We start from the raw sequence: 26,361 nt of genomic DNA, 5'->3' as shown, positions 1-26,361 counted from the left end.
CTCCTTCAACTGTATACGAAGCGCGCTGCGTCTGGTTTTATTCGGACGATTCCTGGTCAGAAACGCCAGTTTCGGACACTTCTGCGAGGCGCGCCATCACACGGAAGTGTGGACGTGGTGAAAGGGGTGAGTCAGCGAGGCGCAAGATTTAGCGGGTTTTCTCCTTCGGGCCTTTGGGGAGAGGGGTGCAGGCGCTGCGTTTTACTATTTGGATATATGCGCGGGCGGTGAAGGGTGGCGTTTTATGACATGCATATGTGCGGGCGATGAAAAGTTACGTTCGCCGGGATGTTGTTTTCATATGTCATCTCTTTTCACGCGAACGTGTTAAGGGGGCTCGCCGCCGCCCGTGGGTTTTCTCCCTCGCCCCTTTGGAGAAAGGGTCGGGCTGAGGGGCGCAGGCGCTGAGCCTTACTCCCTCAAGATATATGTTCGGGAGGTGAAGGGTTCCGTTCGCCAGGGCGTTGTTTCATATTTCACTTTTCCTCCCGCGAACGTGCCAGGGGGCTTCGCCGCCAGCCCCCTGGCAACCCCGGCTCCCGGCGCGCAAAATCGCCCGCTGAAGCGGGAAACCTCATCTTTTCCCCGCTGGCTTCGGGTCGGGCATGACGGCACGTCCCTGTGCCGACATGCCCTCGCACCGGGTCCGACCGGTGCGCCCCGGCCATCGTGAAAAAGCTGAGGCGATTTTGAGGCCGGATTCAAACCCTCCGCTGCGGGATTTTTATTTTGGTTACAGGAGATGCTTCGCTTTAACGGCCGGGGTACGGCTGCGCCGTCATTTCCCCTCACTTCGGCCCTCTCCCCGAGGGGGAAGGAGAAAACCGGAGAGTGGCGCGGCGCTTGCTCACCCCCCGAACCACCAAAACGTGTCCTGTCCTACAGCGACACCACCACGACTGTTTTAATCAACCTGTCAGCGATGACATTTATCCGGCCTCAAAATCGCCTTCCGGGCTGACAGATGGCCGGGGCACGCCGGAGGGAACCGGCGTGAGGCCATGTCGGTGCAGGGATGCACCGTCAGGACCGACCCGAAGCCAGATGACAGAACGGAAGGTCTGCCCCGGAGGGGTCGATTTTGCGTGCCGGGAGCCGGGATTGTTAAGGGGGCGGCGGCGAGCCCCCTTAACACGTTCGCGTGAGGGGAAACGATATATAAAGACAACGCTCTGGCGAACGGAACCCTTCACTGCCCACACATACTCACATAAGAAAACGCAACATAGCGGTTGGCGCTACGCCTCCCCGCCAAGGGCAACAAATCCCCCACTCCCCTGCCAGTCGGCCAGCCGCTGATAAACCGTCTCCACGCTGCGTTTCACCGCCTCGGTCATCGGGTAATAAAAGCCGACAATATCAGGCTGAATACCGAGGAAAAGCACCTCGCCCACCGCGTCCTGGAGCTGCTCCACCAGATAGTTGAGCGGCATGTTGTGGGTCGTCATCATGAACATGTCGGCAATGTCGTTCGGGTCGATAAGCCGGATATCGCCGGGGTTCAGCCCCATGTCGGTGGCGTCGACTATCAACAGCCGGTCCGGGCGCAGCGCGCGGATGGCGCCAATGTCGTTTTCCGGCGCGCTGCCGCCGTCTATCAGCCGCCAGTTTCCCTGCGGTGCGGCGCTAAATTTCTCCGCCAGCAGCGGCCCTGCGCCGTCGTCGCCCATCATGCTGTTGCCCACGCATAACAAAACGTCAGTCACGATCCCTCCTTACCATGACGTAGACCGCCGGCTCCTGTTGAATCGCCTGCAACAGGCTCAGCAGCTCACGGCTCCAGGCCTGCTGCGACGCGCTCTGGCGAGGCAGCGCTTTATCAAACGCGGTCGCCAGCAGCGCCACATGACTCTGGTCGATAACGATTTCGCCGTAGCGCGGCACGCCTTCCATCTTGCGCCGCGCCTCGCCCGGCTCAAGCGTGCCGATCCACGTCTGATAATCCGCAAACGGGCAGACCAGCGTCGCCTTCAGGCAGTCGATCACCCCTAAATGGTGGCCAATCGCCAGGCTGTAGTAGATAACCTGCTGCGCCTGCGGCGGCGTGGCATCGTTCTCGTCGATAAACTTGCGGCTGAGCCGGCTGAATACCACCTTTTCCGTCATCCGATGCGCTCCCGATCCACCACCTCATTGAGGCTGCGCACTATCTCGCTCAGGCGCGGATCGTTTTCCTGCTCCAGCCAGCGCGCCACGCTGTTATGTCCGTTCGCGAGGTGGCGCATAAAGTCGTCGGCAATCTGGCGGCCGTAGCGGTAACCCGCGAGCCGCCGCGCGGCGCGGTCCACCCTCACCCGCAGCGGCTGCACTATCTCCGGGTGCAGGATCTGCGCAGGCTGGTTATCTTCTTCGCCCGGCAGGCGCGCATGAATTTTCTGCTCCAGCAGCCCCAGCGCCATGGCGAAGCCATACAGCGTGGCGGCGGGGGTCGGCGGGCAGCCGGGAATATACACGTCCACCGGCACTATCTTGTCCGTGCCGCCCCACACGCAGTAGAGATCGTGAAAGATGCCGCCGCTGTTGCCGCAGGCGCCGTAGGAGATACAGATTTTCGGGTCGGGCGCCGATTCAAAGGCGCGCAGCGCGGGCGAGCGCATGGCGCGCGTCACCGCGCCGGTAAAGAGCAGAATGTCGGCATGGCGCGGGGAAGGCACCACTTTAATGCCGAAGCGTTCGGCGTCGAACAGCGGCGAAAGCGTGGCGAAAATTTCAATCTCGCAACCGTTGCATCCGCCGCAGTCCACCCGGTAAACGTAAGCGGAGCGCCGGATATTTTTCAGCAGCGACGTTTTCATGCGCGCGATAGATTCATCAACGGTGAGCGGCGTTGGTATGTTGTTCTCGTCGCGAGGGCCGAGCAGATTCATCAGATGGCCTCCTTCAGTTCGCGGGTCAGATCGATGCGATCGGACGGCGCAAGCCCCTGCTGGCGCTTGCAGTCGGGACAGGTTTCAACGCTTTCGCGGTGGCGCTCGGCGCGGGCATCGCCATTGTGCGCCAACAGCGCAATCACATAATCAATCTCCTTTTGCACCGCGAACGGCTGCGCGCAAACGCGACAGCGGCAGACAGCAAAACGCGCCTGCTGGAGAAAATCCTCCTTGCGCCAGACGGCGAGCTCATACTCCGGCGTCAGGCGAATGGCCGCCGTCGGGCAAACCTCTTCGCAGCGACCACAGAAAATGCAGCGGCCGAGGTTGAATTGCCAGGCGAGCTGCCCCGCCGCGAGGTCGGTCTCTACCGTCAGGGCGTTGGAGGGGCAAGCGTTCACGCACGCGGCGCAGCCGATGCACTGCTGCGGGTTATGCTGCGGCTTGCCGCGAAAGTTTTTATCGACCGGCATCGGCTCAAGCGGATACGCGCGGGTCGCCACGCCGGTTTTTAAGGCTTTTTTGATAAAGGTAAACATGCGGGCCTTCCCCTATTTCAGCGGCGAGTTTTTGCGCTCAATGCTATAGCGCTCCAGTTCTTTGTAGGGCACCACCTGGCTTTTCTTCTTGCGCACGTCCACCACCGTCATGCGGTCGGTGCAGGAGTAGCACGGGTCGAGGCTGCCGATAATCAGCGGCGCGTCGGAAACCGCGTTGCCGCGCAGCATATAGCGCAGCGTCGGCCAGTTGGCGTAGGTCGCCGCCCGGCAGCGCCAGCGGTAGAGCTTCTGGTTGTCGCCGGTCATGCTCCAGTGAATGTCGTCGCCGCGCGGCGCTTCGCAAAAGCCCAGCGCGAAACGGTTCGGGATATAGGTAAACCCTTCCACCATCAGCGGGCCGCCGGGCAGGTTATCAAGGCCGAAGTCGATCAGATTAAGCGCGGTGAAGACCTCGTTAATGCGCACTTTAAGGCGCGAGATAACATCGCAGCCCTGCTCGCTGTGCACCTCGACCGGCAGCAGCCCATAGCCCGCAAAGGGGTGATCGGCGCGGGTGTCGCGGGCATGGCCGCTGGCGCGCACCATCGGGCCGACGTTGCTGAAGTCGCGGGCGATCTGCGGGTCGAGCCGCCCCACGCCCACGGTGCGCTGCTCTATGTTCGGCGTGCTGAGTAACACATCCACCAGATCCTTAACCTCGCGGCGCATCTGCTGCGCCAGCTGACGCGTCTGGATCATGTCCTCTTTCAGCAGGTCGCGGCGAATGCCGCCAATCAGGTTCAGGCCGTAAGTTTTGCGCGCGCCGGTCAGGATCTCCGCCATTTTCATGGAGGTTTCGCGCACGCGGAAAAACTGCATAAAGCCGGAATCAAACCCGACGAAGTGACAGGCGAGGCCAAGGTTCAGCAGATGGCTGTGCAGCCGCTCCACCTCCAGCAGAATGGCGCGGATCGTCTGCGCGCGCTCCGGCACAACGATGCCCATCGCGTTCTCTACCGACGTGGTGTAGGCGGTGCTGTGGGCAAAGCCGCAGATGCCGCAGACGCGGTCGGAAAGAAAGGTCACTTCGTTGTAACCCATGCGCGTTTCGGCAAGCTTCTCCATGCCGCGGTGCACATAAAAGAGCCGGTAATCGGCGTCGATAATATTTTCGCCGTCGACGAACAGCCGGAAGTGGCCCGGTTCGTCCGAAGTGACATGGAGCGGGCCAATCGGCACCACGTTGTTTTTGGCGTCACCCAGCTCGTTAATGAACTCGTAGGTCTCTTTATCGCTGGTCGGCGCCGGGCGCTGGCGGTAATCCATGCTGTCTTTACGCAGCGGATAGAGCGAGTCCGGCCAGTCGTCCGGCAGCACAAGGCGGCGTTCGTCCGGCAATCCTGTCGGCACCAGGCCGTACATGTCGCGCACTTCGCGCTCGCCCCAGACGGCGGCAGGCACGCGCGGCGTAACGGACGGGAACTCCGGTTTATTCGCATCCACCTCCACCCGCACCGTTATCCAGCATTTTGTCCCCTGCTCCATGGAGAGCACGTAATAGACCGCAAAGCTGCCGCAAAGCTTGCGCTCGTCGTTGCCAAACAGCACCGACAGCCAGCCGCCCTGCTGGTAGTAGAGGAACTCCACCACCTCAGGCAGATAATTGAGCTTCACCGTCACGGTAAGCTGGTCGCGGGTTTGCCAGGCCTCATCCAGCACCACGCCGGGAAACGCCTCGTGCAGCGCGCGCAGATAGTGTTGACCCACTTTTTCTTCAGACATCGTTCAGTTCTCTTATCACGCCGCCAGCAAGGAGACGAAAGCTAAAAAGGCCAGGCCAAATCCGGCCCAGGTGACGCGGGAGGCGGCGCCAAAGCGCAGGCGCGCCATGCTGTTTTCAAACAGCGCGATGATGAGCACGCCAGACAGCAGCTTCGCTACCGCCGCGACGACAGCCAGCAGAAGGCCGCCCATGCTGAAATGCGTCATCTGCCCCCAGGGCAAAAACACGCCGACGAACATCTGCAACACCACCAGTTGCTTAAGGCTCACGCCCCACTTAAGCAGCGCGAAGCCCGCGCCGCTGTACTCGGACAGCGGCCCTTCCTGCAGCTCCTGCTCCGCCTCGGCTAAGTCGAACGGCAGCTTGCCCATCTCAATAAACGTGGCGAAGGCGCAGGCGGCGAGCGCCAGTAGCAGCGGCAGGCTGCGGGCGACGGGCCAGTGGTAAACCATCGCGGCGATATGGCTGATATGCGTCGAGCCCGCCACCTGCGCCGCCGTCCACAGGCCGAGCAGCAACATCGGCTCTACCAGCACGCCGAGCATCGCCTCGCGGCTCGCCCCTATCGCCGTAAACGGGCTGCCGGTATCCAGCCCGGCGATGGCGAAAAAGAAGCGGGCGATGGCGAAGAGATAGATAAGCGTGATGAGGTCGCCAGCGCCGGGCAGCGGCGAGGCGAGCGTCACCACCGGCAAGGCGGTGGCGATGGTGAACATCACCGCAATCATCGCCAGCGGCATCAGGCGGAACACCCATCCTGAGGCCGCCGGGGCCACGCTCTGGCGGCCCAGTAGCTTGAAGAGATCCCGATACTCCTGCATCACGCCCGGGCCGCGGCGGTTATGCAGCCGGGCGCGGCAGACGCGCGTGACGCCGGACAGCAGCGGCGCGCAGGCAAAAAGAATGAGCGCCTGCGCCAGAGGGAAAATAACGTTCTGCATTTCAGACTCCCCGTGAAACGACAACAACCAGCAGCACCGCCAGTTCGATAACCGCCAGGCGGCGGCACAGCGCCGGACTGGCGTTGCGCCAGCCCGGCGCCACCAGACTCATGGAACGACGAAGCGCGATGACCGGCGCGAAGGCGGCTCTCACCGGCTGGGCGAAGCCGTGGGCGGTAATCACCATCGCCGACTCGTGTTCATAGCCGCAAACCCAGGCGCCGCCGCGGGTGCGGGCGGGCAACCTGTCGCCTTTCAGCAGCGTCAGCAGCAGGAACGGCAGCAGCAGCGAGCCGAGCAGCAGCAGCGTTATCATCGGTTGTGAAACGCCGGTGTGAGCGGTGACCAGCGGCAGCGGCACGGCGTTATGCAGCAGCGGCAGCAGCCAGGGCGCGCCAACGCCGCCCGCCACGCAGCAGAGCGCGCAAAGGACCGCGCTCAGCGTCATCGGCCAGGGCGCAGGCTGCGCGTTTTCCGCCTCTGCGGTTCTCGGCGCGCCAAGGAAGGTGACGCCGTACACCTTCGCCATGCACATCACCGCCAGCGCGCCGGTAATGGCGAGCCCCACCGCCAGCAGCGGCCCGCACAGGCGCGCGGCAAACGGCGCAAGCTGCCCCAGGCGGAAGAAGGATTGATAGATAACCCACTCCCCGGCGAAGCCGTTCAGCGGCGGCAACGCCGCCATCGCCATCAGCCCCACCAGCATGGCGAGCGAGATAACCGGCATCCTTTTGCCGATGCCGCCGAGCTTTTCAATATCGCGATGCCCGGTGCGAAACCACACCGCGCCCGCGCCCAAAAAGAGCGTGGTTTTGAACAGGCTGTGATTAAAGAGATGGTAAAGACCGCCGGTCATGCCGAGCGCAATCAGCACCGGCTCGCGAAGCGCCAGGCCGGTAAGGCCCGCGCCAAGGCCCAGCAGGATAATGCCGATATTCTCAAGCGTGTGATAAGCCAGCAGGCGGTGGATGTTGTGCTCCATCAGCGCGTAAAGCCCGCCGATAAAGGCGGTCAGCATGCCAAGCAGCATCACCAGCACGCCCCACCACAGCGGCAGCGCGCTGTCGATGAGCGACATCATCAGCAGGCCGTAAAGCCCCACCTTCAGCACCACGGCGGAAAAGAGCGCGGCGGCCGGGCTCCCCGCCCTGGCATGCGCCTGCACGACGCCGCCATGCAGCGGCACGAGGCCCGCCAGCAGGCCAAAGCCCGCAAGCCCCAGCAGACGAATGCTGTCGCTAAGCGGCTGAGCGGCGGTGAGTTCATGCAACTGCGTAAAGTTCAGCGTGCCATACTGTCGCCACAGCAGCCCGCAGGCAAAAACGAGCAGCAGCGTGCCGCAGCGCCCGAGCGCGAACCAGAGTTTGCCTGCGCCGCTCTCGCCCGTCAGGAAAATGGCGGCAAGGCTCATTATCTCCGCCATAACCACCAGGGTGGCGAGGTTATCCGCGGTCACCGCAAGCGTGGCGGCGGCCAGCAGCAGGTTCAGCAGCCAGCCTTCGGTTCGCGGCGCGCCCTGGCGGTCGCCCGCAAGCTGAAAGAGGCTGACAAAAAGCCCCGGCAGGCCGAAAGCCAGCAGCCAGACGCTGTTGAGCGGCCCCACCTGTACGGTGAAATGCCCCGCGCCGAGCGCAGCGATGGTCGTCGGGCGCAGGCCGCCCAGCACCAGCGCCCCCGCCGTCAGCGCACCAAGGCTGCCGAGCAGCCCGCTCGCCGCCGCGACAAACGCGCACAGCGGCTTATGCGGGCGCAGCAGCAGCGACAGCAGCGCGCCGCCGAGAAATGCTGCCAGCGCCCCATTCAGTAAAGTCACTATGCTCATGCGTTTCCTCTGTTTATGTCAGGCAACTGCGACAGATCGCCGAAGTCGGAATAAAGCGTCAGTTCGCGTTTGCGGCGGCTGGCGCGGGCGATGTCGTGGTTATCGACAAGCCTTAACGCGTTGGTCGGGCAGGTGCGCACGCACGCCGGGCCCGCGTCGTCGAAGGCGCATAAATCGCACTTCACCGCCACGGCGCGTATGCCGGGCGTCCAGTCGAGAAAGGCGCCGACGTGGGCCGGCGCCGGGGGCGCCGGGGGCGCCTTCGGGCTATTGACGTTGGCGGGAACATGCAGCGGACGGCTGCCAGAGAATTCAATCGCGCCAAACGGGCAGGCAATGCCGCAAAGCTTGCAGCTTACGCACAGGCTCTCATTGAGCTGGACCGCCCCCGCCTCGCGGTTAATGGCGTTTACCGGGCAGACCTGGGCGCAGGGCGCGTCTTCACAGTGGCGGCAAAGCTGCGGCGCGGAGTCTTTTTCATTGCGCATCACCTGCAGGCGCGGTCGGGACTGCAAACCGTGCAGGCGGTGGGTCTCTGCGCAGGCGGCCTCGCAGGTGCGACAGCCGATGCAGAGCGAAGAGTCAGCAAGGATAAAACGATTCACCAGTCATTCCTCAGGTGAGACATTTTTGACGAAATGTGTCGACGTCGACAGTCGCCGACACGTAAACGTGTCAGGCCACGTCAGGCTTGCGTGGGTTCGCCAGCAGCGCGCTGATGCGCAGCGGCGCATCGCCCTGCACCGCCTCATACAGCCCTTCGTAAACGGCGCTGATTTTATTGAGGTAATGCTCAAGCACCCGCTCGCGGTCGCGGATATCCACCGCGCCGTCGAGCAGCCCGTTCTGGTCCAGCCGGGCGCTGGCGATGCAGGCCTGCTCGCGCCCGTCGCGGCTCTCTACCAGGTAGTTAATGGTGTGGCAGTTAAAGCCTTCGGCCTGCTCCACGCGGATAACGAAGTGGTCGAAAAGAAAGAAGCTGAGCCCGGTCTGCGGTTCGCAGCCCATGGCGTGATGCAGCTTGTGTTTCGACAGGGTGATGGCCTGGACCAGGGTATTGCAGTAGGTATGCCAGTGCGACTGCAGGCTGCGGTGACGATCCGCGATAAATTCTGCTTTCTGGCTTAGTTCGGAAAGGATCATGGCGTAACACTCATTTACGGGTAGTAGCCCCGTTTAGCATGAACCGTGCCATTTTTTATCTTATTGAATTTCAATATTTTTATTTGCAATGACAGCGCCTGCGCGCTGTCATGACGTGTCATTTCGACAGCCTCGACACCCTTTCCGCCGACACCGTTATCCCTCTGGCACCGTTATTGCATCGCCCGTCCAGGGCGTCAGCCCATGGCTTCGGAGGTTTTATGCATGAACTCACCCTCTGCCAGCGGACGGTAGAAATTATTGAACAACAGGCGCAGCGGCTCGGCGCGCGGCGGGTGACCGGCGTCTGGCTGGAAATCGGCGCGTTTTCCTGCGTTGAGCAAAGCGCGCTGGCGTTCTGCTTTGAGCTGGTGTGCCGCGATACCTGCGCGGAAGGCTGCGCGCTGCATCTGGCGCAGCAGGCGGCGGAATGCTGGTGTCATGACTGCGAGCGGCATGTTCATCTGCTGACCCAGCGCGTCAGGCGCTGTCCGCAGTGTAACGGCGTGAACCTGCGCATCGTCGCGGACGACGGCGTGCAGATCAAACGCCTGGAAATCGAACAGGAGTAGCTATGTGTACCACCTGCGGTTGCGAACACGGCAACCTTTATATCGAAGGGGATGAACGCAACCCCCACTCGGCGTTTCGCGCCGCCCCCTTCGCCCCGGCGGCCCGCACTCAGGCCGCTATCACCACCGTTAATCTGTTTACCCCCGCCGTCGCCCCGCAGGGCGATCTGCATTACGGCTGCGGCGAAGCGGGCACCCACGCGCCGGGGCTAAGCCAGCGCAAGATGGTGGAGATTGAAATTAATGTGCTGGAGAAAAATAACCGGCTGGCGCAGCGCAACCGCCAGCGCCTGAACGAACGGCGACAGCTGGGGTTAAACCTTGTTTCCAGCCCCGGCTCCGGCAAAACCACCCTGCTGACGGAAACCCTGAAGCGGCTGCGCGGTAAAACGGCCTGCGCCGTCATTGAAGGCGACCAGCAAACGGTGAACGACGCCGAGCGCATCCGCGCGACCGGCACGCCCGCGCTTCAGGTGAATACCGGCAAAGGCTGCCATCTGGACGCGCAGATGGTGGCCGACGCCATGACCCGGCTCCCCCTCGCTGATGGCGGCATTCTGTTTATTGAAAACGTCGGCAACCTGGTCTGTCCGGCGGGGTTCGATCTTGGCGAGCGGCATAAGGTGGCGGTGCTCTCCGTGACCGAAGGCGAAGACAAGCCGCTTAAGTATCCGCACATGTTCGCCGCCGCCTCGCTGCTGCTGCTGAATAAAATCGACCTGCTGCCTTACCTCGATTTCGACGTGGAAAAATGCCTGGCCTACGCGCGCGAGGTCAACCCGGATATCGACATCCTGCTGGTTTCCGCCACCAAAGGCGACGGCATGGCGGCCTGGCTCACCTGGCTGGAGGCGCAGCGATGTGCATAGGCATCCCCGGGCGGATTTGCGAACTGGGCGAGGGCAACCTCGCCCGCGTTGAGGTCAGCGGCGTGAAGCGCGAGGTGGATCTTACGCTTGTCGGCGCCCATGACGAACACGGCGCGCCGCGTCTTGGCCAGTGGGTGCTGGTGCATGTCGGCTTCGCCATGAGCCTGATTAACGAACAAGAGGCGCTGGATACCCTCGACGCGCTGCAAAACATGTTTGACGTGGAGCCGGACGTCGGCCCGCTGCTCTACGGCGAGGAGACGCGCTGATGCGCTATGTGGATGAATACCGCGAGCCGCAGCGGGTAATGCAGCTTATTGACAGGCTGCGCGAGCGGGCGGCGCGGCTACCCTGGAGCGCCGAACGGCCGCTGCGCATTATGGAAGTGTGCGGCGGCCACACCCACGCCATTTTCAAATTCGGGCTGGACCAGTTGCTGCCAGAGAACGTTGAGTTTATTCACGGCCCCGGCTGCCCGGTTTGCGTGCTGCCGATGGGGCGCATCGACAGCTGCATTGACATCGCCGAGCGCCCTGGCGTTATCTTCTGCACCTTCGGCGACGCCCTGCGGGTGCCGGGGAAAAACGGCTCGCTGTTGCAGGCGAAAGCGCGCGGCGCGGATGTGCGCATCGTCTATTCGCCCCTGGACGCGCTGAAGATTGCCGAAGAAAACCCGCAGCGCGACGTGGCGTTCTTCGGCCTGGGTTTTGAAACCACCATGCCCGCCACCGCCCTGACGCTTCGGCAGGCGAAAGTCCGCGGCGTGGAGAACTTCTTTTTCTTCTGTCAGCACATCACGCTGATTCCAACCCTTGCCAGCCTGCTTTCGCAGCCGGAAAACGGCATCGATGCGTTTCTCGCGCCCGGGCATGTCAGCATGGTTATCGGCACCGCCCGCTACGATTTTATCGCCACGCAATATCAGCGGCCGCTGGTCGTGGCGGGCTTTGAACCGATGGACTTGCTACAGGGCGTGCTGATGCTGGTAGAGCAGAAAATCGCCGGGCGGAGCCGGGTGGAAAACCAGTACCGCCGCGTGGTGCCGGACGCGGGCAACCCGGCGGCGCAGCAGGCCATCGATGATGTCTTTTGCGTGGAAGGCGACAGCGAATGGCGCGGGCTCGGCGTGATAAACGGCTCGGGGGTGAAGCTTCGCGACGCGTACCAACGCTTTGACGCCGAGGCCCGCTTTGCGCCCCGTAAGCACCAGGTCAGCGATGACCCGCAGGCGCGCTGCGGCGAGGTGCTGACCGGGCGCTGCAAACCCGCGCAGTGCCCGCTGTTCGGCGCGCGCTGCAACCCGCAAAACGCTTTCGGCGCGCTGATGGTCTCCTCAGAAGGGGCTTGCGCGGCGTGGTATCAGTACCGTTCTCAGGAGTGTGAAGCATGAACACCATTACCCTCGCCCACGGCAGCGGCGGCCAGGCGATGCAGCAGTTAATCGGCCAACTTTTTATGCAGGCGTTCGCTAACCCCTGGCTTGACGAACAGGAAGACCAGGCGCGCCTGCCGCTCGCGGAGCTTACCGCGCGGGGCGATCGCCTGGCGTTTTCCACCGACAGCTACGTCATCGACCCGCTTTTTTTTCCCGGCGGCGATATCGGCAAGCTCGCCGTCTGCGGCACGGCTAACGACGTGGCGGTCAGCGGCGCGCTCCCGCGCTGGCTCTCCTGCGGCTTTATTCTTGAAGAGGGGCTTGCGCTGGCGACGCTTGAGCGCGTGGTGAACAGCATGGCGGCCACTGCCCGCGAAGCGGGGATAGAGATTGTGACCGGCGATACCAAGGTGGTGCCGCGCGGCGCGGCGGATAAGCTTTTTATCAACACCGCCGGGCTGGGGGCGATTCCGACGGCGATTCACTGGGGCGCCGCTTCGCTGACGCCGGGCGACGTGCTGCTGGTTTCCGGCACGCTCGGCGATCATGGCGCTACTATCCTTAACCTGCGTGAACAGCTGGGGCTTGAAGGGGCGCTTTCGAGCGACTGCGCCCTGCTCTCGCCGCTGATTGAGGCGCTGCGCCCGATCCGGGGCGTGAAAGCGCTGCGCGACGCCACCCGCGGCGGCGTTAACGCGGTGATGCATGAGTTCGCCGCCAGCAGCGGCTGCGGCATGGCGCTGCAGGAGAAGGCGTTGCCGCTCAAGCCGTCGGTGCGCGGCGTGTGCGAGCTGCTGGGGCTGGACGCCCTTAACTTCGCCAACGAAGGAAAGCTGGTGATTGGCGTGGCGCGGGAAGCGGCGCAACAGGCGCTGGCGGTACTAAGGGCGCATCCGCTGGGGCGCGACGCCGCGATAGTCGGCGAAGTCACCGCCAGCGCGGGCGTGCGGCTTTGCGGGCTCTACGGCGTGAAGCGCACGCTTGATCTGCCGCACAGCGAACCGTTGCCGCGGATCTGCTAAAGCCTGTTCCTGCGCAAAAAACCATTAATTAGCCTTTAGTTATTATAGTGCTTTGCTTGTTTCGCCTTTTGCGAAACCTTTCCGGATGAGTCTAATGTCATACACTCCCATGAGCGATCTCGGCCAGCAGGGGCTGTTCGATATCACCCGCACGTTATTGCAACAGCCGGATCTCTGCGCGCTGGCGGAAGCGCTGAAAACGCTGGTGAAAAGTTCTGGCATGGCGGATCGGGTTAATATCCTGCTTTACCACCCTAAGCATCAGCGGGTCTGCTTTTACAGCGTCGATAACCTCGGCAAAGCGGTGCAGTACGAAGATGAAACCGTGCTTTCCCACGGTCCGGTTCGCCGGGTGCTCTCCCGCCCGGAAGTGCTGCATTGCGACTATCAAGAGTTCGCCGATACCTGGCCGCCGCTCGCGGCTCTGGCCCTCTACCCGCCCTTCGGCCACTATTGTCTGGCGCCGCTCGCCGCCGAGGGGCACATTTTTGGCGGCTGCGAGTTTATTCGCAACGCCAACACGCCGTGGAGCGAAAACGAGTACTCCCGGCTGCAAACCCTGACGCAAATCGTCAGCGTGGCGGCAGAGCAGATCCAGACGCGCGTGGGCGATAATCAGAATTACCAGTTGCTGTGCCGGGAGCGGGACGACTTTCGCATTCTGGTGGCGATTACCAACGCCGTGCTGTCAAAACTGCATCTCGATGAGCTTGTCACCGAGATCTCCCGCGAGATTCATTACTATTTCAACATCGACTCGGTCAGCGTGGTGCTGCCCTCGCCCCGCAAGGGCAAGCTCACCATCTGGTCCACCCACTACGTTGACGAAGCCGCGCCGCTGCACGATCAGAGCGAAGTTACCGCAAAAGGCACCCTTTCAGAACGGGTGCTGAAGAGCCGCGAAATGCTGCTGGTTAACCTGCACCAGCGCGACGAACTCGCCCCTTATGAACGCATGCTGTTTGAAATGTGGGGCAACCAGATCCAGACGCTCTGCCTGCTGCCGCTGATGTTTGGCGATAAAATGCTCGGCGTGCTGAAGCTTGCCCAGTGTGAGGAGCATATTTTCACCGCCGCCAACCTGAAGCTGCTGCGCCAGATTGCCGAGCGCATCGCCATCGCGGTCGATAACGCGCTCGCCTACCAGGAGATCCACCGGCTGAAAGAGCGGCTGGTGGATGAGAACCTGGCGCTGACCGAGCAGATAAACAACGTACCGGCGGATTTCGGCGAGATTATTGGCCGCTCTGACGCGATGACCGCGGTGATGAAGCAGGTGGAAATGGTGGCGAAAAGCGACAGCACGGTGCTTATCCTCGGCGAAACCGGCACCGGCAAAGAGCTTATCGCCCGCGCTATCCACAACCTCAGCGAGCGCAACGGGCGGCGGATGGTGAAACTCAACTGCGCCGCGATGCCTGCGGGCCTGCTGGAGAGCGATCTTTTCGGCCATGAGCGCGGCGCGTTTACCGGCGCCAGCGCCCAGCGTATCGGCCGTTTTGAGCTGGCGGACAAGAGCAGCCTGTTTCTTGACGAGGTGGGCGACATGCCGCTGGAGCTACAGCCGAAGCTGCTGCGCGTGTTGCAGGAGCAGGAGTTCGAGCGGCTCGGCAGCAACAAAGTGATTCAGACCGACGTGCGGCTTATCGCCGCCACTAACCGCGACCTGCGCCAGATGGTGGCCGACCGGGAGTTTCGCAGCGACCTCTATTACCGGCTGAACGTTTTTCCCATCAACCTGCCGCCGCTGCGCGAGCGCCCGGAAGATATCCCGCTGCTGGTAAAAGCCTTCACTTTTAAAATCGCCCGTCGCCTCGGGCGCAGCATCGACAGCATTCCCGCCGAAACGCTGCATGCCTTAAGCCAGATGGAGTGGCTGGGCAACGTGCGCGAGCTGGAGAATGTGATTGAGCGCGCGGTGCTGCTGACGCGCGGCAATGTCTTGCAGCTTTCGCTGCCGGAAGTGGCCTTCACCGCGCCGAAGAAAGCGACGCTGACGCCTGCGACCGACGAGATGCGGGAGGGCGAAGATGAGTATCAGCGCATTGTGCGGGTGCTGAAGGAGACCAACGGCGTTATCGCCGGGCCTAAAGGCGCGGCGCAGCGTCTGGGGGTGAAGCGCACCACGCTGCTTTCACGCATGAAGCGGCTGGGGATAGAGAAGGATGCGCTGTAGCGCTGCCCTAAGGGGTGGGGACCTGGCGGCGCGGCTTAAGGGGGTTGCCCCTTCGTCCCTGCCTTCATCGCCTGCGCGGGTTTTCTCCCTCGCCTCTTTGAGGAGTGGGGCGGGGTGAGGGGGTAGGCGCTGAGTTTTACTGTTCCGGGATATATGTTCGGGCGGTGAAAGGTTACGTTCGCGGAATGCTGTTTTCATATGTACCCTCCTTTCACGCGAACGTGTTAAGGGGGCTCGCCGCCGCCCCCTTAACAATCCCGGCTCCCGGCGCGCAAAATCGCCCGCTGAAGCGGGAAACCTCATCTTTTCCCCGCTGGCTTCGGGTCGGGCATGACGGCACGTCCCTGTGCCGACATGCCCTCGCACCGGGTCCGACCGGTGCGCCCCGGCCACCGTGAAAAAGCTGAGGCGATTTTGAGGCCGGATTCACCCTCCGCTTCGGCGTTTGATTCTGGTTGCAGGAGATGCTTCGCTTTAATGGCATGCAGGAAGTTTTGCAGGGCCAGTCAGCAAAGCGCCACTTGCTCTGCAATACGATACGTCCCTGCCGTCCTTTATCCTCAACCCGGCCCTATCCCCAGAGGGGCGAGGGAGAAACCCCGGCGACTGGCGCGGCGCTTGCTCACCCTGCGAAGCACAAAGAGTATTTCCGCCTCACAGCGAGACCTTCATAACGCTTTTCATCAGCCCACCAGCGATGATTTTTATCCGGCCTCAAAATCGCCTTCCGGGCGGGCAGATGGCCGGGGCTGGCCGTCGGGAACGGCCAGAGGCGGGTCGGCACACGGACAAAAACGCCGGGAGCGTTTTTGAACAACGCAAAGCGTTGGCCCCGAAGGGGCGAGGCCCATGGATGGGCCGAGTAACTGCCGTCCTGCCGACCCGAAGCCAGATGACAGAACGGAAGGTTTGCCCCGCAGGGGTCGATTTTGCGCGCCGGGAGCTGGGGTTGCCAGGGGGCTGGCGGCGAAGCCCCCTGGCACGTTCGCGTGAGTGGAGATGACATATAAAGACAATGCTCTGGCGAACGGAACCCTTCACCGCCCACGCATATTCATCTCAGAAAACGCCAACCCGTCCCAGGAAACTTAACACCTGAGCCGCCTGCTCCCCTCACCCCAACCCTCTCCCAAAAGGGGCGAGGGGGAAACCCACGGGCGGCGAGCCCCCTTAACACGCTCGCGTGAAGGAAGGTGCATATGAAAACAACACTCCGGCGAACGGAACCTTTCACCCCCATCACATATTCACCTCAGAAAACGCCCACCCGTCCCGGGGAAGCGCAGCGTCTGCGCCGCCTGCTCTCCCCTACAAACGAACCCCTTGACTCCTCTCAAAACCGATTAAAATTAATACTTATTACAGACGCGGGAGTACCCGTAACAAAGCAGGCGCCGGAGCGCCAGGAGAGGGCTATGCAACAACCTTTAATCGGCGTGACCGCCTGCCGCTGGGAGCATAACGGTCAATATTTCCATGTGGCGGGTGATAAATATCTGCGCGCGGTAGTGTTTGGCGCCAGCGCCCTGCCGGTTATCGTGCCCGCTTTTGGCGACCTTATCGCGCCGGAAAGCTGGTTCGCGCGGCTCGACGGCCTGCTGTTTACCGGCTCGCCAAGCAACGTGAACCCCGATCTTTACGGCCATACGCTGCACATGCTGAACACCCATAGCGACACGGCGCGCGACGCCACTACCCTGCCGCTGCTTCGCGCCGCCATTGAAGCGGGCGTGCCGCTGCTCGCTATCTGTCGCGGCTTTCAGGAACTTAACGTGGCGCTGGGAGGGACGCTGCATCAGGCGGTGCATACGGCGGGACCATGGGCGGATCATCGGGAAGATCCCAACGCCGACCTGGCCGAACAATATGGGCCAGCACACATCATTCATACCGAGCCGGGCGGCGTGCTGGAAGAACTTGGCCTGCCGCCAAAGTTTGAGGTGAACTCGCTGCATACGCAGGGAGTTGAAACACTGGCGCCGGGCTTGCGGGTAGAAGCGCGAGCGCCGGACGGACTGATAGAAGCGGTATCGGTGGAAAGCGCTCGCGCTTTCGCGGTCGGCGTGCAGTTTCATCCGGAGTGGCAGGTGCAGCATAACCCGCACTATTTGACGCTGTTCCGCGCCTTTTCTAAAGCCTGCATAGCCCGCGCCACGCAGCGGGCGCGGGGAGAAGTTTAATCACGCCTGCCGGGCGGCGCTGCCTGCGCTTCTCACCCTGCCCCTCTCTTAAGAGGGGCGAGGGAGAAAAACGCGCTATGTTCAGACTCATCCCCCAACTGCAACCATGGCGGTTGGCGCTACGCTGACCCGGGAAACCCAGCGCCTGCGCCGCCCTCCTACTCCTCCACCCGTTCGCCCTTAAACATCGGCGGCGGCTGGCGGAAACGGCGGGTAAGCCATGTCAGGTAACCCACGCCGAGCGCCGCCCAGATAAGCCCCATCACCAGCGAGCTTTTCTCCAGGTTTAGCCACAGCACCGCGACCGTCAGCGCCCCTACCAGCGGCAGGATCAGGTAATGAAACTTATCGCGCCAGGTTTTGTTGCGCCCTTCGCGCAGGAAGAAGTGGTTCACTACCGAAAGGTTTACGAAGGTAAAAGCCACCAGCGCGCCGAAATTAATCAGCGCCGTGGCGGTAACGAGATCGAAAGAGAGCGCCGTCAGCGCCACAATGCCCACCAGGATAACGTTCAGCGCCGGAGTGCGCCATTTCGGGTGCACGTAACCGAACACTTTTTCCGGGAAGACATTATCGCGCCCCATCACATACAGCAGGCGGGAGACGCTGGCGTGCGAAGCAAGCCCCGACGCGAGCGTATTAACGAACGTACAGCAGAGGAAAATAGACTGGAACAGCTTGCCGCCAACGTAGAGCGCAATCTCCGGCAGCGCGGCGTCCGGCTCTTTAAAGCGGCTCATGGTCGGGAAAAAGAGCTGAATAAAAAACGACGCGGCAATGAAGATAACCCCGCCATAGAGCGCGGTGAGGAAAATCGCCCGCGGGATCGTTTTACCGGCGTTAGGCGTCTCTTCCGAAAGCGTGGTAACGGCGTCAAAACCCAGGAACGAAAAGCAGACTATCGTCGCCCCGGTAATGATGGGGATAAGCTGCGCGTTTTCGCTGACAAACGGTGAAAGCGACCAGACCGTGCCCACGCCCTCGCCTTTATGCAACCCGTGCACCACGAGGAAAATAAACACCGCGATAATCGCCACCTGCACGCCCACAAACAGCGTGTTGAAGTTCGCCACCAGGTTGACGCTTTTGAGGTTGGCGACGGTCATGATGCCGACATAAAGCACCACCCAGATCCATTGCGGCACCTCCGGGAACATGGCGGAGAGATAGAGCTTCGCCAGCAGGACGTTGATCATCGGCAGGAAAAGATAATCCAGCAGCGAAGACCACCCTACCAGAAAGCCCACGTGCGGGTTGATAGCCTGTTGAGCGTAGGTATAGGCGGAGCCGGCGGTGGGAAAACGCTTTACCAGCTTGCCATAGCTGACCGCGGTAAAGAGCACGCCCGCCAGCGCCACCAGATACGAGGCGGGAACATGGCCGTTGCTGAGTCCCGACACGATGCCGAACGTATCGAATACCGTCATCGGCGTCAGGTAGGCGAGCCCCATCATGACGACCTGCCAGAGCTTAAGCGATTTGCGCAGCTGCGGTTTTGCCTCCGCCGCCGCGACGTTGAGATCGTAGTTAATCGCCATGCCGGTTCCCCTCTTTTCCCTCTGCGACAGAGGCGATGGGGAACCCGTCAGGCAAACGGGGGAAGAAATGACTCAGGGAGAACTTGCCGCTGAAGGCGGCACAGCGGTTCGCCGGCCCGTATTTACTGCGGCTCAGGCGAAGGCCTGTGCGCGGCGGATAGACATAAACATGCACCATCTCTTTTTCCTCGTAACGTATCCTGAACGTCGTAGTCAACCGTGGTCGCGCTTAGCTCCTTCGCGCGACACCGGAAAAAGCCGGCCTGTTCCGCCCGGCAACGCTCGCCGCTATCTTCCACAGAAGCGGCCTGTTATTTCTGTTTGTCGGACTGCGGCCTCGACAGGGTATTACGGGTAAAAGCTTCCCGGCCTGCGCAACAGAGGCAGGGAAGCGAGGTTGATTATCAGCGGAAAATCAGGCGTTTTTCAGCATCCACTCAATTTCTGTTTCTGTGATTAAACGCTCAAACTGGATAAGCTCATCGTTCTTGCAGGCGTGGAACACGTCGCAGAAGCGGCCGCCGAGAAGTTCTCGCATGGCCGGATGAGCCTGGAATTCGTAAAGCGCGTCGCTTTGACGAATCGGGAATGGCGCACCCTCTTGCTCAAGACCGTTACCCTCGACGGCCTCCGGCAAAGGGAGGTCATTATCCAGACCCTGCAGGGCGCCCGCAAGTACCGCGGCCATAACGAGATAAGGGTTAGCGTCCGCGCCGGCTACGCGGTATTCAACGCGGTGGCTTTCGCGCTCGCCACAGGGGATGCGCAGCGCGACGGTGCGGTTGTTGTGGCCCCAGGAGGCCTGGGTCGGCACATACATGCCTGGCTGAAAACGGCGGTAGGAGTTTACGTTGGGGGCGAGCAGCGCCATCGAGGCGGGCATCAGGTCAATCATCCCTGCCAACATCTTCTTTAATACCCCGGAGTCTTCGCCTTCGGCGTCCGCCAGCACGTTGACGCCTTTATCATTCACCACGCTAATATGAATGTGCATGCCGCTGCCGGCGTGCTCTTCGTAGGGCTTGGCCATAAAGGTGGCCTGCATGCCGTGCTTTTCCGCCACCTGACGCACCAGGCGCTTGAGCGCCAGCGCGTGATCGCAGGCCTGCAGCACGTTACTGGTGTGATGAAGGTTGATTTCAAACTGCCCCGGCGAGGCTTCCGCCACCGCGCCGTCGGCGGGAATTTGCTGCAGGCGCGCCAGCTCGTCGATATCGCTCAGCACATCGGCGAAACGATCAAGGTTGTCGACGGAGTACACCTGGTTTTGGGTGTTACGGTCCTGCGTGCCGGGCGCGCAGGGCGGCTGAAGGTAGCCTTCGGCGTCGCGCTGGCGGTCAATTAAATAGAACTCCAGCTCTACCGCTACCACGGGGAACAGCCCGCGCTGGCGCAACTGCTGCCAGAGTCGGTTAAGCACGTTCCGTGGCTCAACGTCAAAGGGAGTACCATCTTCATCCTGCATCGTCAGCAACAGCTGACCTATATATTCAGGATCGGTGGTCGACGGCACCAGCGTGCCGGTTACCGGCACGCAGCGGCGGTCTGGTTCGCCAAGCTCCTGCCCTAACCCTGCCTCTTCCACCACGTTGCCTAAAATGTCCATCGCGAAAACCGAGGCCGGGAAGTAGCACCCTTTCTCTACTTTGCGCAGGCCTGCTACGGGAATGCGTTTGCCGCGAAAACAGCCGTTTAAATCTGTGAGCATGACGTCGATATGTTCGGTCAGAGGGTAGCGCTCCAGATAGGCTTTTACTTCGCGAGCAAACGCACTGCTTCGCCTCTCTTCATTGTGCTGCATGAAATTCTCAACTTCTACGATATTGGTTTCCATGATTCACCGCCGTTATTGCCAGGAGTCCCGGTCTGTTGACTGCGACCGTTCGATATAATTTCCACTTTTAAAATTTAGATGCAACTGAATTGTTTTTCAAATGTTAAATTGAGTTTGAATTTTAGTTACGGTGTTGCTAGATTGAGAAAATATTGAACAGCAGGCGAAGCATGACCGTTATTTGTAAATAATTTAGTCCATCAGGCGAGGGCAAAATGGGCAATATATTTGACAGACCTCTCATTGGAGTGGTGATGTGCAGGAACAGGATAAAAGGACATTTAAGTCAAACCCTGCAAGAAAAGTACCTGAATGCCGTGCTCCACGCGGGCGGCCTCCCCATCCCTTTACCGCACGCGCTGGCGGAACCGGAACTCCTGACTACCCTTCTACCGCAGCTGGACGGCATTATGCTGCCCGGCAGCCCCAGCAACGTTCAGCCGCACCTTTATGGTGAAAACGGCGATGAGCCTGACGCCGACCCTGGGCGAGACACATTGAGCATGGCGCTGATTGAAAGCGCGCTCGAAAGGCGCATCCCCCTTTTCGCCATCTGCCGGGGCCTGCAGGAATTGGTTGTCGCCACTGGCGGAACGCTATATCGTCGGCTGTTTGAGCAGCCGGAGCTTCTGGAGCACAGAGAAGATCCGGAACTGCCTTTGGCGCAACAATATGCGCCCTCTCATGAAGTTCAGGTACAGCCTGGCGGCTTAATCTCCCGCCTTGTACCGGGTTGCAACAGGTTCTGGGTAAACTCATTACACGGCCAGGGCGTGAAAACGCTGGGCCCGCGCCTGCGCGTGGAGGCAAGGTCAACCGACGGGCTGGTGGAAGCCGTGAGCGTCGAAGACCACCCTTTCGTGCTCGCGGTCCAGTGGCATCCTGAATGGAAGAGTAATGAATATGCCCTCTCCCGCCTGTTGTTCGAGGGTTTTATCACCGCCTGTCGGGGATACCGGGCAGAATTACGACCGCCCGCCTGACACTGACTTAAGGAAGCGAAAATATGAGCGATATCACCCTGGCGCCGGGGAAGCGTTTAGCGCAGATCCGCCAGCAACTGGGTTTGTCGCAGCGCCGCGTCGCTGAACTATCGGGATTAACGCACAGCGCTATCAGCACCATTGAGCAGGATAAAGTCAGTCCAGCCATCAGTACGCTGCAAAAGCTATTGAAGGTCTACGGGCTGTCGCTGTCGGAGTTTTTTGCTGAACCAGAGAAACCGGACGAACCGCAGGTTGTTATCAATCAGGAAGATTTGATTGAGATTGGCAGCCAGGGCGTCTCGATGAAGCTGATTCATAACGGTAACCCTCATCGCACGCTTGCGATGATTATTGAGACTTACCAGCCCGGCACCACGACCGGGGAGAGGATTAAACACCAGGGGGAAGAGATAGGCACCCTGCTGGAAGGCGAGGTGGTGCTGGCGATTAACGGCCAGACGTACCGCCTGGTGGCAGGACAGAGCTATGCCATTAACACCGGCATACCGCACAGCTTCAGCAATACCTCGGCCGGGATCTGCCGCATCATCAGCGCGCACACGCCCACCACCTTCTGATAGCCGGAAAGCGCGTTTCCGGATAACGAAGCAGGCCGGAAGCGCCTCCTCGCAGGCGACATAACGTAAAAAAGCAGGCCCGGGATTTTTTTAAAAAAATCTCCCGCGGCCCCGCTTTGACCAAATTCCGTGACGTACCGGCGGAACGATTCGATAACACGTTGAATTTCAAAGGAGAGCTTATGGAGTTTCATCATTTGCCTTACTGGCGGCAGCAGGCGGAACGGCTCACGGTTCAGGGGCGCCTGTTTATTAACGGCGAGTACAGCGACGCCCTGGGCGGCGAAACCTTCGCCACCGTCAACCCGGCGACAGGCGAGAAGATCGCCGCGGTCGCGCGCGGCAAAGCGGAAGACGTTAACGCCGCGGTGAGCAGCGCGCGGGCCGCCTTTGAGCGCGGCGACTGGTCGCAGGCCTCGCCCGCCGTTCGCAAGCACGTCCTGAACGCGTTCGCGACGCTTATGGAACAGCATCACGAGGAGCTGGCGCTGCTGGAGACGCTTGATACCGGCAAGCCGATTCGCCATAGCCTGCGTGATGATATTCCCGGCGCCGTGCGCGCTATTCGCTGGTATGCCGAAGCGATTGATAAAGTCTATGGCGAAGTCGCGCCGACGGGCGGCGGCGAGCTGGCGCTGATTGTCCGCGAGCCGGTGGGCGTGGTCGCCGCCGTAGTGCCCTGGAACTTTCCGCTGCTGCTCGCCTGCTGGAAGCTTGGCCCGGCGCTCGCCGCCGGCAACAGCGTTATCCTTAAGCCTTCCGAGAAATCGCCCCTCACCGCCCTGCGCATCGCGGCGCTCGCTAAAGAGGCGGGGCTGCCGGACGGCGTGCTGAACGTGGTGCCGGGCTTCGGCCACGAGGCGGGCAGCGCGCTGGCTCAACACCCGGATGTGGACGCCATCGCCTTTACCGGCTCCACGCGCACCGCGAAGCAGCTTTTAAAAGACGCGGGCGACTCCAACATGAAGCGCGTCTGGCTCGAAGCGGGCGGCAAGAGCGCTAACATCATCTTCGCCGATTGCCCGGACCTGAAAAAAGCGGCGGCGGGCGCGGCGGCGGGCATCTTCTATAACCAGGGCCAGGTCTGTATCGCCGGTACGCGGCTGTTGGTGGAGGACAGCATTCGTAAAGAGTTTCTGCAACTGCTCGCCGAACAGGCGCAAGCTTTCCGCCCCGGCGACCCGCTCGACCCGGACTGCGTTATGGGCGCCCTGATTGACGACGTTCACGCGCAAAGCGTGCGCGACTACATCCAGCTTGGCCTTGAGCAAGGCGCTCAACTCTGGCTTGACGGGCGCAACACAGGGCGCGCCGCCTGCGTCGGCCCGACCATCTTTACCGGCGTGGAAAATACCATGCGCATCGCCCGGGAGGAGATTTTCGGCCCGGTGCTGGCCGTCACCGCCTTTAGCGGTGAAGAAGAGGCATTGCGGCTTGCCAACGACAGCGACTACGGCCTGGGCGCCGCGGTCTGGACGCGGGATCTCTCCCGTGCGCACCGGCTATCCCGCAGGCTGAAAGCCGGCTCTGTCTTCATCAACAACTATAACGACGGCGATATGACCGTACCGTTCGGCGGCTACAAGCAGAGCGGCAACGGCCGCGATAAGTCGCTGCACGCGCTGGATAAATTTACCGAACTGAAAACCATCTGGATTGCCCTGGAGCCTTAATCATGGAACACGTAAAGAGCTATTACGCCGCGAGCGCCAATGCCCATGCCCCGTATCCGACCCTGACGGAGTCACTGGAGTGCGATGTTTGCGTGGTGGGCGGCGGTTATACCGGTCTCTCCTCCGCCCTGCATTTAGTCGAGCAGGGTTATAACGTCGTGCTGCTTGAAGCGGCGCGCATCGGCTTTGGCGCCAGCGGCCGCAACGGCGGGCAAATTGTTAATTCATACAGCCGCGATATCGACGTGATTGAAGCGCGCTACGGCGCGCAGACGGCGCGGATGCTCGGCAGCATGATGTTTGAGGGCGCGCAGATAATCCGCGACCGCATCGCCCGTTACGATATCCAGTGCGACTACCGCCAGGGCGGGCTGTTTGTGGCGCTCAACCGTAAACAGTATCTGGGGTTGATTGAGCAGAAAGCGAACTGGGCGCGTTACGGTAATAACCAGCTTGAGCTGCTGGATGCGGACAAGGTGCGCGACGAAATCGCCAGCAACCGCTACAGCGGCGCGCTGCTCGACCACAGCGGCGGTCATATTCACCCGCTGAACCTGGCGCTGGGCGAAGCGGAGGCGATTCGCCTGCAGGGCGGACGCATTTTCGAGCAGTCGGCGGTAGTGAAAATCGAGCATGGTCAGCCCGCCGTCGTCAAAACCGATAAAGGCCAGGTGAAGGCGCGCTATGTCGTTGTGGCGGGCAACGCCTACCTCGGCAGCAAACTCGAGCCTGCGCTGGCGCGACGCAGCATGCCGTGCGGCACCCAGGTGGTGACCACCGAGCCGCTGGACGCCGATGTCGCCGCCTCGCTGCTGCCGAACAACTACTGCGTGGAAGACTGTAACTATTTGCTCGACTACTACCGCCTGACGGCGGATAACCGGCTGCTTTACGGCGGCGGCGTGGTTTACGGCGCACGCGACCCGCATGATATCGACAGGCTGATTATGCCCAAGCTGCTGAAGACCTTCCCGCAGTTAAAAGGGGTAAAAATCGACTATCGCTGGACGGGCAATTTCTTGCTGACGCTCTCCCGCATGCCGCAGTTCGGCAGGCTTGAGAACAATATCTATTACATGCAGGGCGACAGCGGCCACGGCGTGACCTGCACCCACCTTGCCGGCAAGCTTATCGCCGAAGCGCTGCGCGGCGATGCGGAACGCTTCGACGCTTTCGCCACCCTGCCGCACTACCCCTTCCCCGGCGGGCGCTCGTTCCAGATCCCGTTCACCGCCATGGGCGCGGCCTACTACAGTTTGCGGGACCGGCTGGGGGTATGACGCTCGCGCAGCGGCGCAGACGCTGGGTTTCTCCCTCGCCCCTTTGGGGAGCGGGGTGCAGATGCTCAGGTGTTGAGTTTCCCGGGACGGGGTGGCGTTTTATGACGTGCATATGTGCGGGCGATGAAACGTTACGTTCGCCAGAGCGTTGTTTTCATGTGTACCCTTCCTTCACGCGAACGTGTTAAGGGGGCTCGCCGCCGCCCCCTTAACAATCCCGGCTCCCGGCGCGCAAAATCGACCCCTTCGGGGCAAACCTTCCGTTCTGTCATCTGGCTTCGGGTCGGGGTGAGGGGCGCAGACGGCGCAGACGCTGGGTTTCCCGGGACGGGGTGGCGTTTTATGACGTGCATATGTGCGGGCGATGAAAGGTTACGTTCGCCAGAGCGTTGTTTTCATATGTCATCTCTTTTCACGCGAACGTGTTAAGGGGGCTCGCCGCCGCCCCCTTAACCATCCCGGCTCCCGGCACGCAAAATCGACCCCTTCGGGGTAAACCTTCCGGTCTGTCATCTGGCTTCGGGTCGGTCCTGACGGTGCATCCCTGCACCGACATGCCCTCGCACCGGGTCCGACCGGTGCGCCCCGGGCACCGTGAAAAAGCTGAGGCGATTTTGAGGCCGGATTTACACTCCGCTTTGGCGTTTGATTCTGGTTGCAGGAACTGCTTCGCTTTAATGGCATGCATGTGCCGGCATGCCTTCGCACCGGGTCCGACCGGTGCGCCCCGGCCATCGTGAAAAAGCTGAGGCGATTTTGAGGCCGGATTCACCCCCTCCGCTTCGGCGTTTGATTCTGGTTGCAGGAACTGCTTCGCTTTAACGGCTATGCGGGGAGTTTGCAGGGCTAACCAGCAAAGCGCCACTTGCCCTGCAATGTGATACGGTCATGCCGTCATTTCCCCACACCCCGGTCCTCGCCCCCGAGGGAGGAAACCCCGCGAGTGGCACTGCATTTGTTCATCAATGAACCACCAAAACGCATCCTGCCTTATAGCGACAACACTATGACTTTTTTCATCAGCCTGTCAGCGATGATTTTTATCCGGCCTCAAAATCGCCTTCCGGGCTGACAGCTGGCCGGGGCACGCCGGAGGGAACCGGCGTGAGGTCATGTCGGTGCAGGGATGCACCGTCAGGACCGACCCGAAGCCAGATGACAGACCGGAAGGTTTACCCCGAAGGGGTCGATTTTGCGTGCCGGGAGCGGGGATTGTTAAGGGGGCGGCGGCGAGCCCCCT

At 61.4% G+C, this 26,361-nt stretch carries 22 protein-coding genes; 11 read left to right on the top strand and 11 right to left on the bottom strand.

From position 1 onward, the window contains the following. Window positions 1-1,238: 1,238 nt before the first annotated feature. The 9 genes from hycI to hycA form a co-directional block, all read right to left on the bottom strand. On the bottom strand, window positions 1,239-1,706 hold the full coding sequence (hycI, locus tag ACU4F7_RS09495; protein WP_481638505.1) for a hydrogenase maturation peptidase HycI: 468 nt from the start codon (window positions 1,704-1,706) through the stop codon (window positions 1,239-1,241). Continuing rightward, window positions 1,699-2,106, bottom strand: coding sequence for a formate hydrogenlyase maturation HycH family protein (locus ACU4F7_RS09490; RefSeq protein WP_029592962.1), 408 nt, complete (start codon window positions 2,104-2,106; stop codon window positions 1,699-1,701). Before ACU4F7_RS09490 ends, hycI begins: the two co-directional genes overlap by 8 nt. Beyond that, window positions 2,103-2,870, bottom strand: a complete 768-nt coding sequence (locus ACU4F7_RS09485) for an NADH-quinone oxidoreductase subunit B family protein (RefSeq protein WP_029592961.1) — start codon at window positions 2,868-2,870, stop codon at window positions 2,103-2,105. The genes ACU4F7_RS09490 and ACU4F7_RS09485 overlap by 4 nt, the downstream gene beginning before the upstream one ends. Next, window positions 2,867-3,409 (bottom strand): formate hydrogenlyase complex iron-sulfur subunit, encoded by a 543-nt coding sequence (locus tag ACU4F7_RS09480; RefSeq protein ID WP_325937917.1) that lies wholly within the window; start codon window positions 3,407-3,409, stop codon window positions 2,867-2,869. The genes ACU4F7_RS09485 and ACU4F7_RS09480 overlap by 4 nt, the downstream gene beginning before the upstream one ends. Before the next feature lie 12 nt (window positions 3,410-3,421). Next, entirely contained in the window at window positions 3,422-5,131 is a 1,710-nt protein-coding gene (locus ACU4F7_RS09475) for a hydrogenase large subunit (protein ID WP_029592959.1), read from the bottom strand. A gap of 15 nt (window positions 5,132-5,146) precedes the next feature. Further along, a complete protein-coding gene (locus ACU4F7_RS09470) occupies window positions 5,147-6,073 on the bottom strand; it encodes a respiratory chain complex I subunit 1 family protein (RefSeq protein ID WP_029592958.1) in 927 nt (308 codons plus the stop codon). Between the two features lies 1 nt (window position 6,074). Beyond that, the gene (gene hycC / locus ACU4F7_RS09465; protein ID WP_481638504.1) at window positions 6,075-7,895 is read right to left on the bottom strand and encodes a formate hydrogenlyase subunit 3; all 1,821 of its coding nucleotides are present in this window, start codon (window positions 7,893-7,895) and stop codon (window positions 6,075-6,077) included. Next, on the bottom strand, window positions 7,892-8,500 hold the full coding sequence (locus ACU4F7_RS09460) for a 4Fe-4S dicluster domain-containing protein (RefSeq protein WP_481638503.1): 609 nt from the start codon (window positions 8,498-8,500) through the stop codon (window positions 7,892-7,894). The genes hycC and ACU4F7_RS09460 overlap by 4 nt, the downstream gene beginning before the upstream one ends. Before the next feature lie 70 nt (window positions 8,501-8,570). Continuing rightward, window positions 8,571-9,038 carry a formate hydrogenlyase regulator HycA gene (gene hycA, locus ACU4F7_RS09455; RefSeq protein WP_024559358.1) on the bottom strand — a complete coding sequence of 156 codons (468 nt, stop codon included), beginning with the start codon at window positions 9,036-9,038 and terminating at the stop codon, window positions 8,571-8,573. A 221-nt stretch (window positions 9,039-9,259) separates the two neighbouring features. Between hycA and hypA the strand changes: the two genes are divergently transcribed. The 7 genes from hypA (at window position 9,260) to ACU4F7_RS09420 (ending at window position 17,232) form a co-directional block, all read left to right on the top strand. Beyond that, window positions 9,260-9,610, top strand: coding sequence for a hydrogenase maturation nickel metallochaperone HypA (gene hypA / locus ACU4F7_RS09450; RefSeq protein ID WP_029592954.1), 351 nt, complete (start codon window positions 9,260-9,262; stop codon window positions 9,608-9,610). Window positions 9,611-9,612: 2 nt separating this feature from the next. After that, window positions 9,613-10,479, top strand: a complete 867-nt coding sequence (gene hypB, locus ACU4F7_RS09445) for a hydrogenase nickel incorporation protein HypB (protein WP_481638502.1) — start codon at window positions 9,613-9,615, stop codon at window positions 10,477-10,479. After that, window positions 10,470-10,748 (top strand): HypC/HybG/HupF family hydrogenase formation chaperone, encoded by a 279-nt coding sequence (locus ACU4F7_RS09440; RefSeq protein WP_029592952.1) that lies wholly within the window; start codon window positions 10,470-10,472, stop codon window positions 10,746-10,748. The genes hypB and ACU4F7_RS09440 overlap by 10 nt, the downstream gene beginning before the upstream one ends. Next, window positions 10,748-11,869, top strand: coding sequence for a hydrogenase formation protein HypD (gene hypD, locus ACU4F7_RS09435; RefSeq protein WP_481638501.1), 1,122 nt, complete (start codon window positions 10,748-10,750; stop codon window positions 11,867-11,869). The genes ACU4F7_RS09440 and hypD overlap by 1 nt, the downstream gene beginning before the upstream one ends. Beyond that, the gene (gene hypE, locus ACU4F7_RS09430; RefSeq protein ID WP_481638500.1) at window positions 11,866-12,876 is read left to right on the top strand and encodes a hydrogenase expression/formation protein HypE; all 1,011 of its coding nucleotides are present in this window, start codon (window positions 11,866-11,868) and stop codon (window positions 12,874-12,876) included. The genes hypD and hypE overlap by 4 nt, the downstream gene beginning before the upstream one ends. Window positions 12,877-12,970: 94 nt before the next feature. Next, window positions 12,971-15,052, top strand: a complete 2,082-nt coding sequence (gene flhA, locus ACU4F7_RS09425) for a formate hydrogenlyase transcriptional activator FlhA (protein WP_029592949.1) — start codon at window positions 12,971-12,973, stop codon at window positions 15,050-15,052. 1,415 nt (window positions 15,053-16,467) lie between these two features. After that, window positions 16,468-17,232, top strand: a complete 765-nt coding sequence (locus ACU4F7_RS09420; RefSeq protein ID WP_029592948.1) for a gamma-glutamyl-gamma-aminobutyrate hydrolase family protein — start codon at window positions 16,468-16,470, stop codon at window positions 17,230-17,232. A gap of 158 nt (window positions 17,233-17,390) precedes the next feature. On the opposite strand, the gene ACU4F7_RS09415 is transcribed toward ACU4F7_RS09420, so the two are convergent. Both ACU4F7_RS09415 and ACU4F7_RS09410 read right to left on the bottom strand, forming a co-directional pair. Next, window positions 17,391-18,770, bottom strand: coding sequence for an APC family permease (locus ACU4F7_RS09415; RefSeq protein WP_481638499.1), 1,380 nt, complete (start codon window positions 18,768-18,770; stop codon window positions 17,391-17,393). A 415-nt stretch (window positions 18,771-19,185) separates the two neighbouring features. Continuing rightward, entirely contained in the window at window positions 19,186-20,604 is a 1,419-nt protein-coding gene (locus ACU4F7_RS09410; RefSeq protein WP_029592944.1) for a glutamine synthetase family protein, read from the bottom strand. A 215-nt stretch (window positions 20,605-20,819) separates the two neighbouring features. Here ACU4F7_RS09410 and puuD point away from each other — a divergent pair, with 215 nt between their 5' ends. From puuD to ACU4F7_RS09390, 4 genes are all read left to right on the top strand, one after another. Beyond that, the gene (puuD, locus tag ACU4F7_RS09405; protein ID WP_024561369.1) at window positions 20,820-21,587 is read left to right on the top strand and encodes a gamma-glutamyl-gamma-aminobutyrate hydrolase; all 768 of its coding nucleotides are present in this window, start codon (window positions 20,820-20,822) and stop codon (window positions 21,585-21,587) included. Window positions 21,588-21,610: 23 nt separating this feature from the next. Then, window positions 21,611-22,168 (top strand): HTH-type transcriptional regulator PuuR, encoded by a 558-nt coding sequence (gene puuR / locus ACU4F7_RS09400; RefSeq protein WP_024559145.1) that lies wholly within the window; start codon window positions 21,611-21,613, stop codon window positions 22,166-22,168. Window positions 22,169-22,350: 182 nt separating this feature from the next. After that, window positions 22,351-23,841, top strand: a complete 1,491-nt coding sequence (gene puuC, locus ACU4F7_RS09395) for an aldehyde dehydrogenase PuuC (RefSeq protein ID WP_481638498.1) — start codon at window positions 22,351-22,353, stop codon at window positions 23,839-23,841. Next, a complete protein-coding gene (locus tag ACU4F7_RS09390) occupies window positions 23,841-25,121 on the top strand; it encodes an NAD(P)/FAD-dependent oxidoreductase (protein ID WP_481638717.1) in 1,281 nt (426 codons plus the stop codon). Before puuC ends, ACU4F7_RS09390 begins: the two co-directional genes overlap by 1 nt. Window positions 25,122-26,361: the final 1,240 nt, after the last annotated feature.

Source organism: Franconibacter pulveris (assembly GCF_056780215.1).
This window is presented reverse-complemented; position numbering and strand designations above follow the sequence as displayed.

Bases quoted from the DNA above. Each gene is read 5' to 3' on its own strand.
- ACU4F7_RS09490 (WP_029592962.1), bottom strand. From the start codon at position 2,106: ATGACGGAAAAGGTGGTATTCAGCCGGCTCAGCCGCAAGTTTATCGAC.
- ACU4F7_RS09480 (WP_325937917.1), bottom strand. From the start codon at position 3,409: ATGTTTACCTTTATCAAAAAAGCCTTAAAAACCGGCGTGGCGACCCGC.
- ACU4F7_RS09475 (WP_029592959.1), bottom strand. From the start codon at position 5,131: ATGTCTGAAGAAAAAGTGGGTCAACACTATCTGCGCGCGCTGCACGAG.
- ACU4F7_RS09470 (WP_029592958.1), bottom strand. From the start codon at position 6,073: ATGCAGAACGTTATTTTCCCTCTGGCGCAGGCGCTCATTCTTTTTGCC.
- hycC (WP_481638504.1), bottom strand. From the start codon at position 7,895: ATGAGCATAGTGACTTTACTGAATGGGGCGCTGGCAGCATTTCTCGGC.
- hycA (WP_024559358.1), bottom strand. From the start codon at position 9,038: ATGATCCTTTCCGAACTAAGCCAGAAAGCAGAATTTATCGCGGATCGT.
- hypA (WP_029592954.1), top strand. From the start codon at position 9,260: ATGCATGAACTCACCCTCTGCCAGCGGACGGTAGAAATTATTGAACAA.
- hypB (WP_481638502.1), top strand. From the start codon at position 9,613: ATGTGTACCACCTGCGGTTGCGAACACGGCAACCTTTATATCGAAGGG.
- ACU4F7_RS09440 (WP_029592952.1), top strand. From the start codon at position 10,470: ATGTGCATAGGCATCCCCGGGCGGATTTGCGAACTGGGCGAGGGCAAC.
- hypD (WP_481638501.1), top strand. From the start codon at position 10,748: ATGCGCTATGTGGATGAATACCGCGAGCCGCAGCGGGTAATGCAGCTT.
- hypE (WP_481638500.1), top strand. From the start codon at position 11,866: ATGAACACCATTACCCTCGCCCACGGCAGCGGCGGCCAGGCGATGCAG.
- flhA (WP_029592949.1), top strand. From the start codon at position 12,971: ATGTCATACACTCCCATGAGCGATCTCGGCCAGCAGGGGCTGTTCGAT.
- ACU4F7_RS09420 (WP_029592948.1), top strand. From the start codon at position 16,468: ATGCAACAACCTTTAATCGGCGTGACCGCCTGCCGCTGGGAGCATAAC.
- ACU4F7_RS09415 (WP_481638499.1), bottom strand. From the start codon at position 18,770: ATGGCGATTAACTACGATCTCAACGTCGCGGCGGCGGAGGCAAAACCG.
- ACU4F7_RS09410 (WP_029592944.1), bottom strand. From the start codon at position 20,604: ATGGAAACCAATATCGTAGAAGTTGAGAATTTCATGCAGCACAATGAA.
- puuD (WP_024561369.1), top strand. From the start codon at position 20,820: ATGGGCAATATATTTGACAGACCTCTCATTGGAGTGGTGATGTGCAGG.
- puuR (WP_024559145.1), top strand. From the start codon at position 21,611: ATGAGCGATATCACCCTGGCGCCGGGGAAGCGTTTAGCGCAGATCCGC.
- puuC (WP_481638498.1), top strand. From the start codon at position 22,351: ATGGAGTTTCATCATTTGCCTTACTGGCGGCAGCAGGCGGAACGGCTC.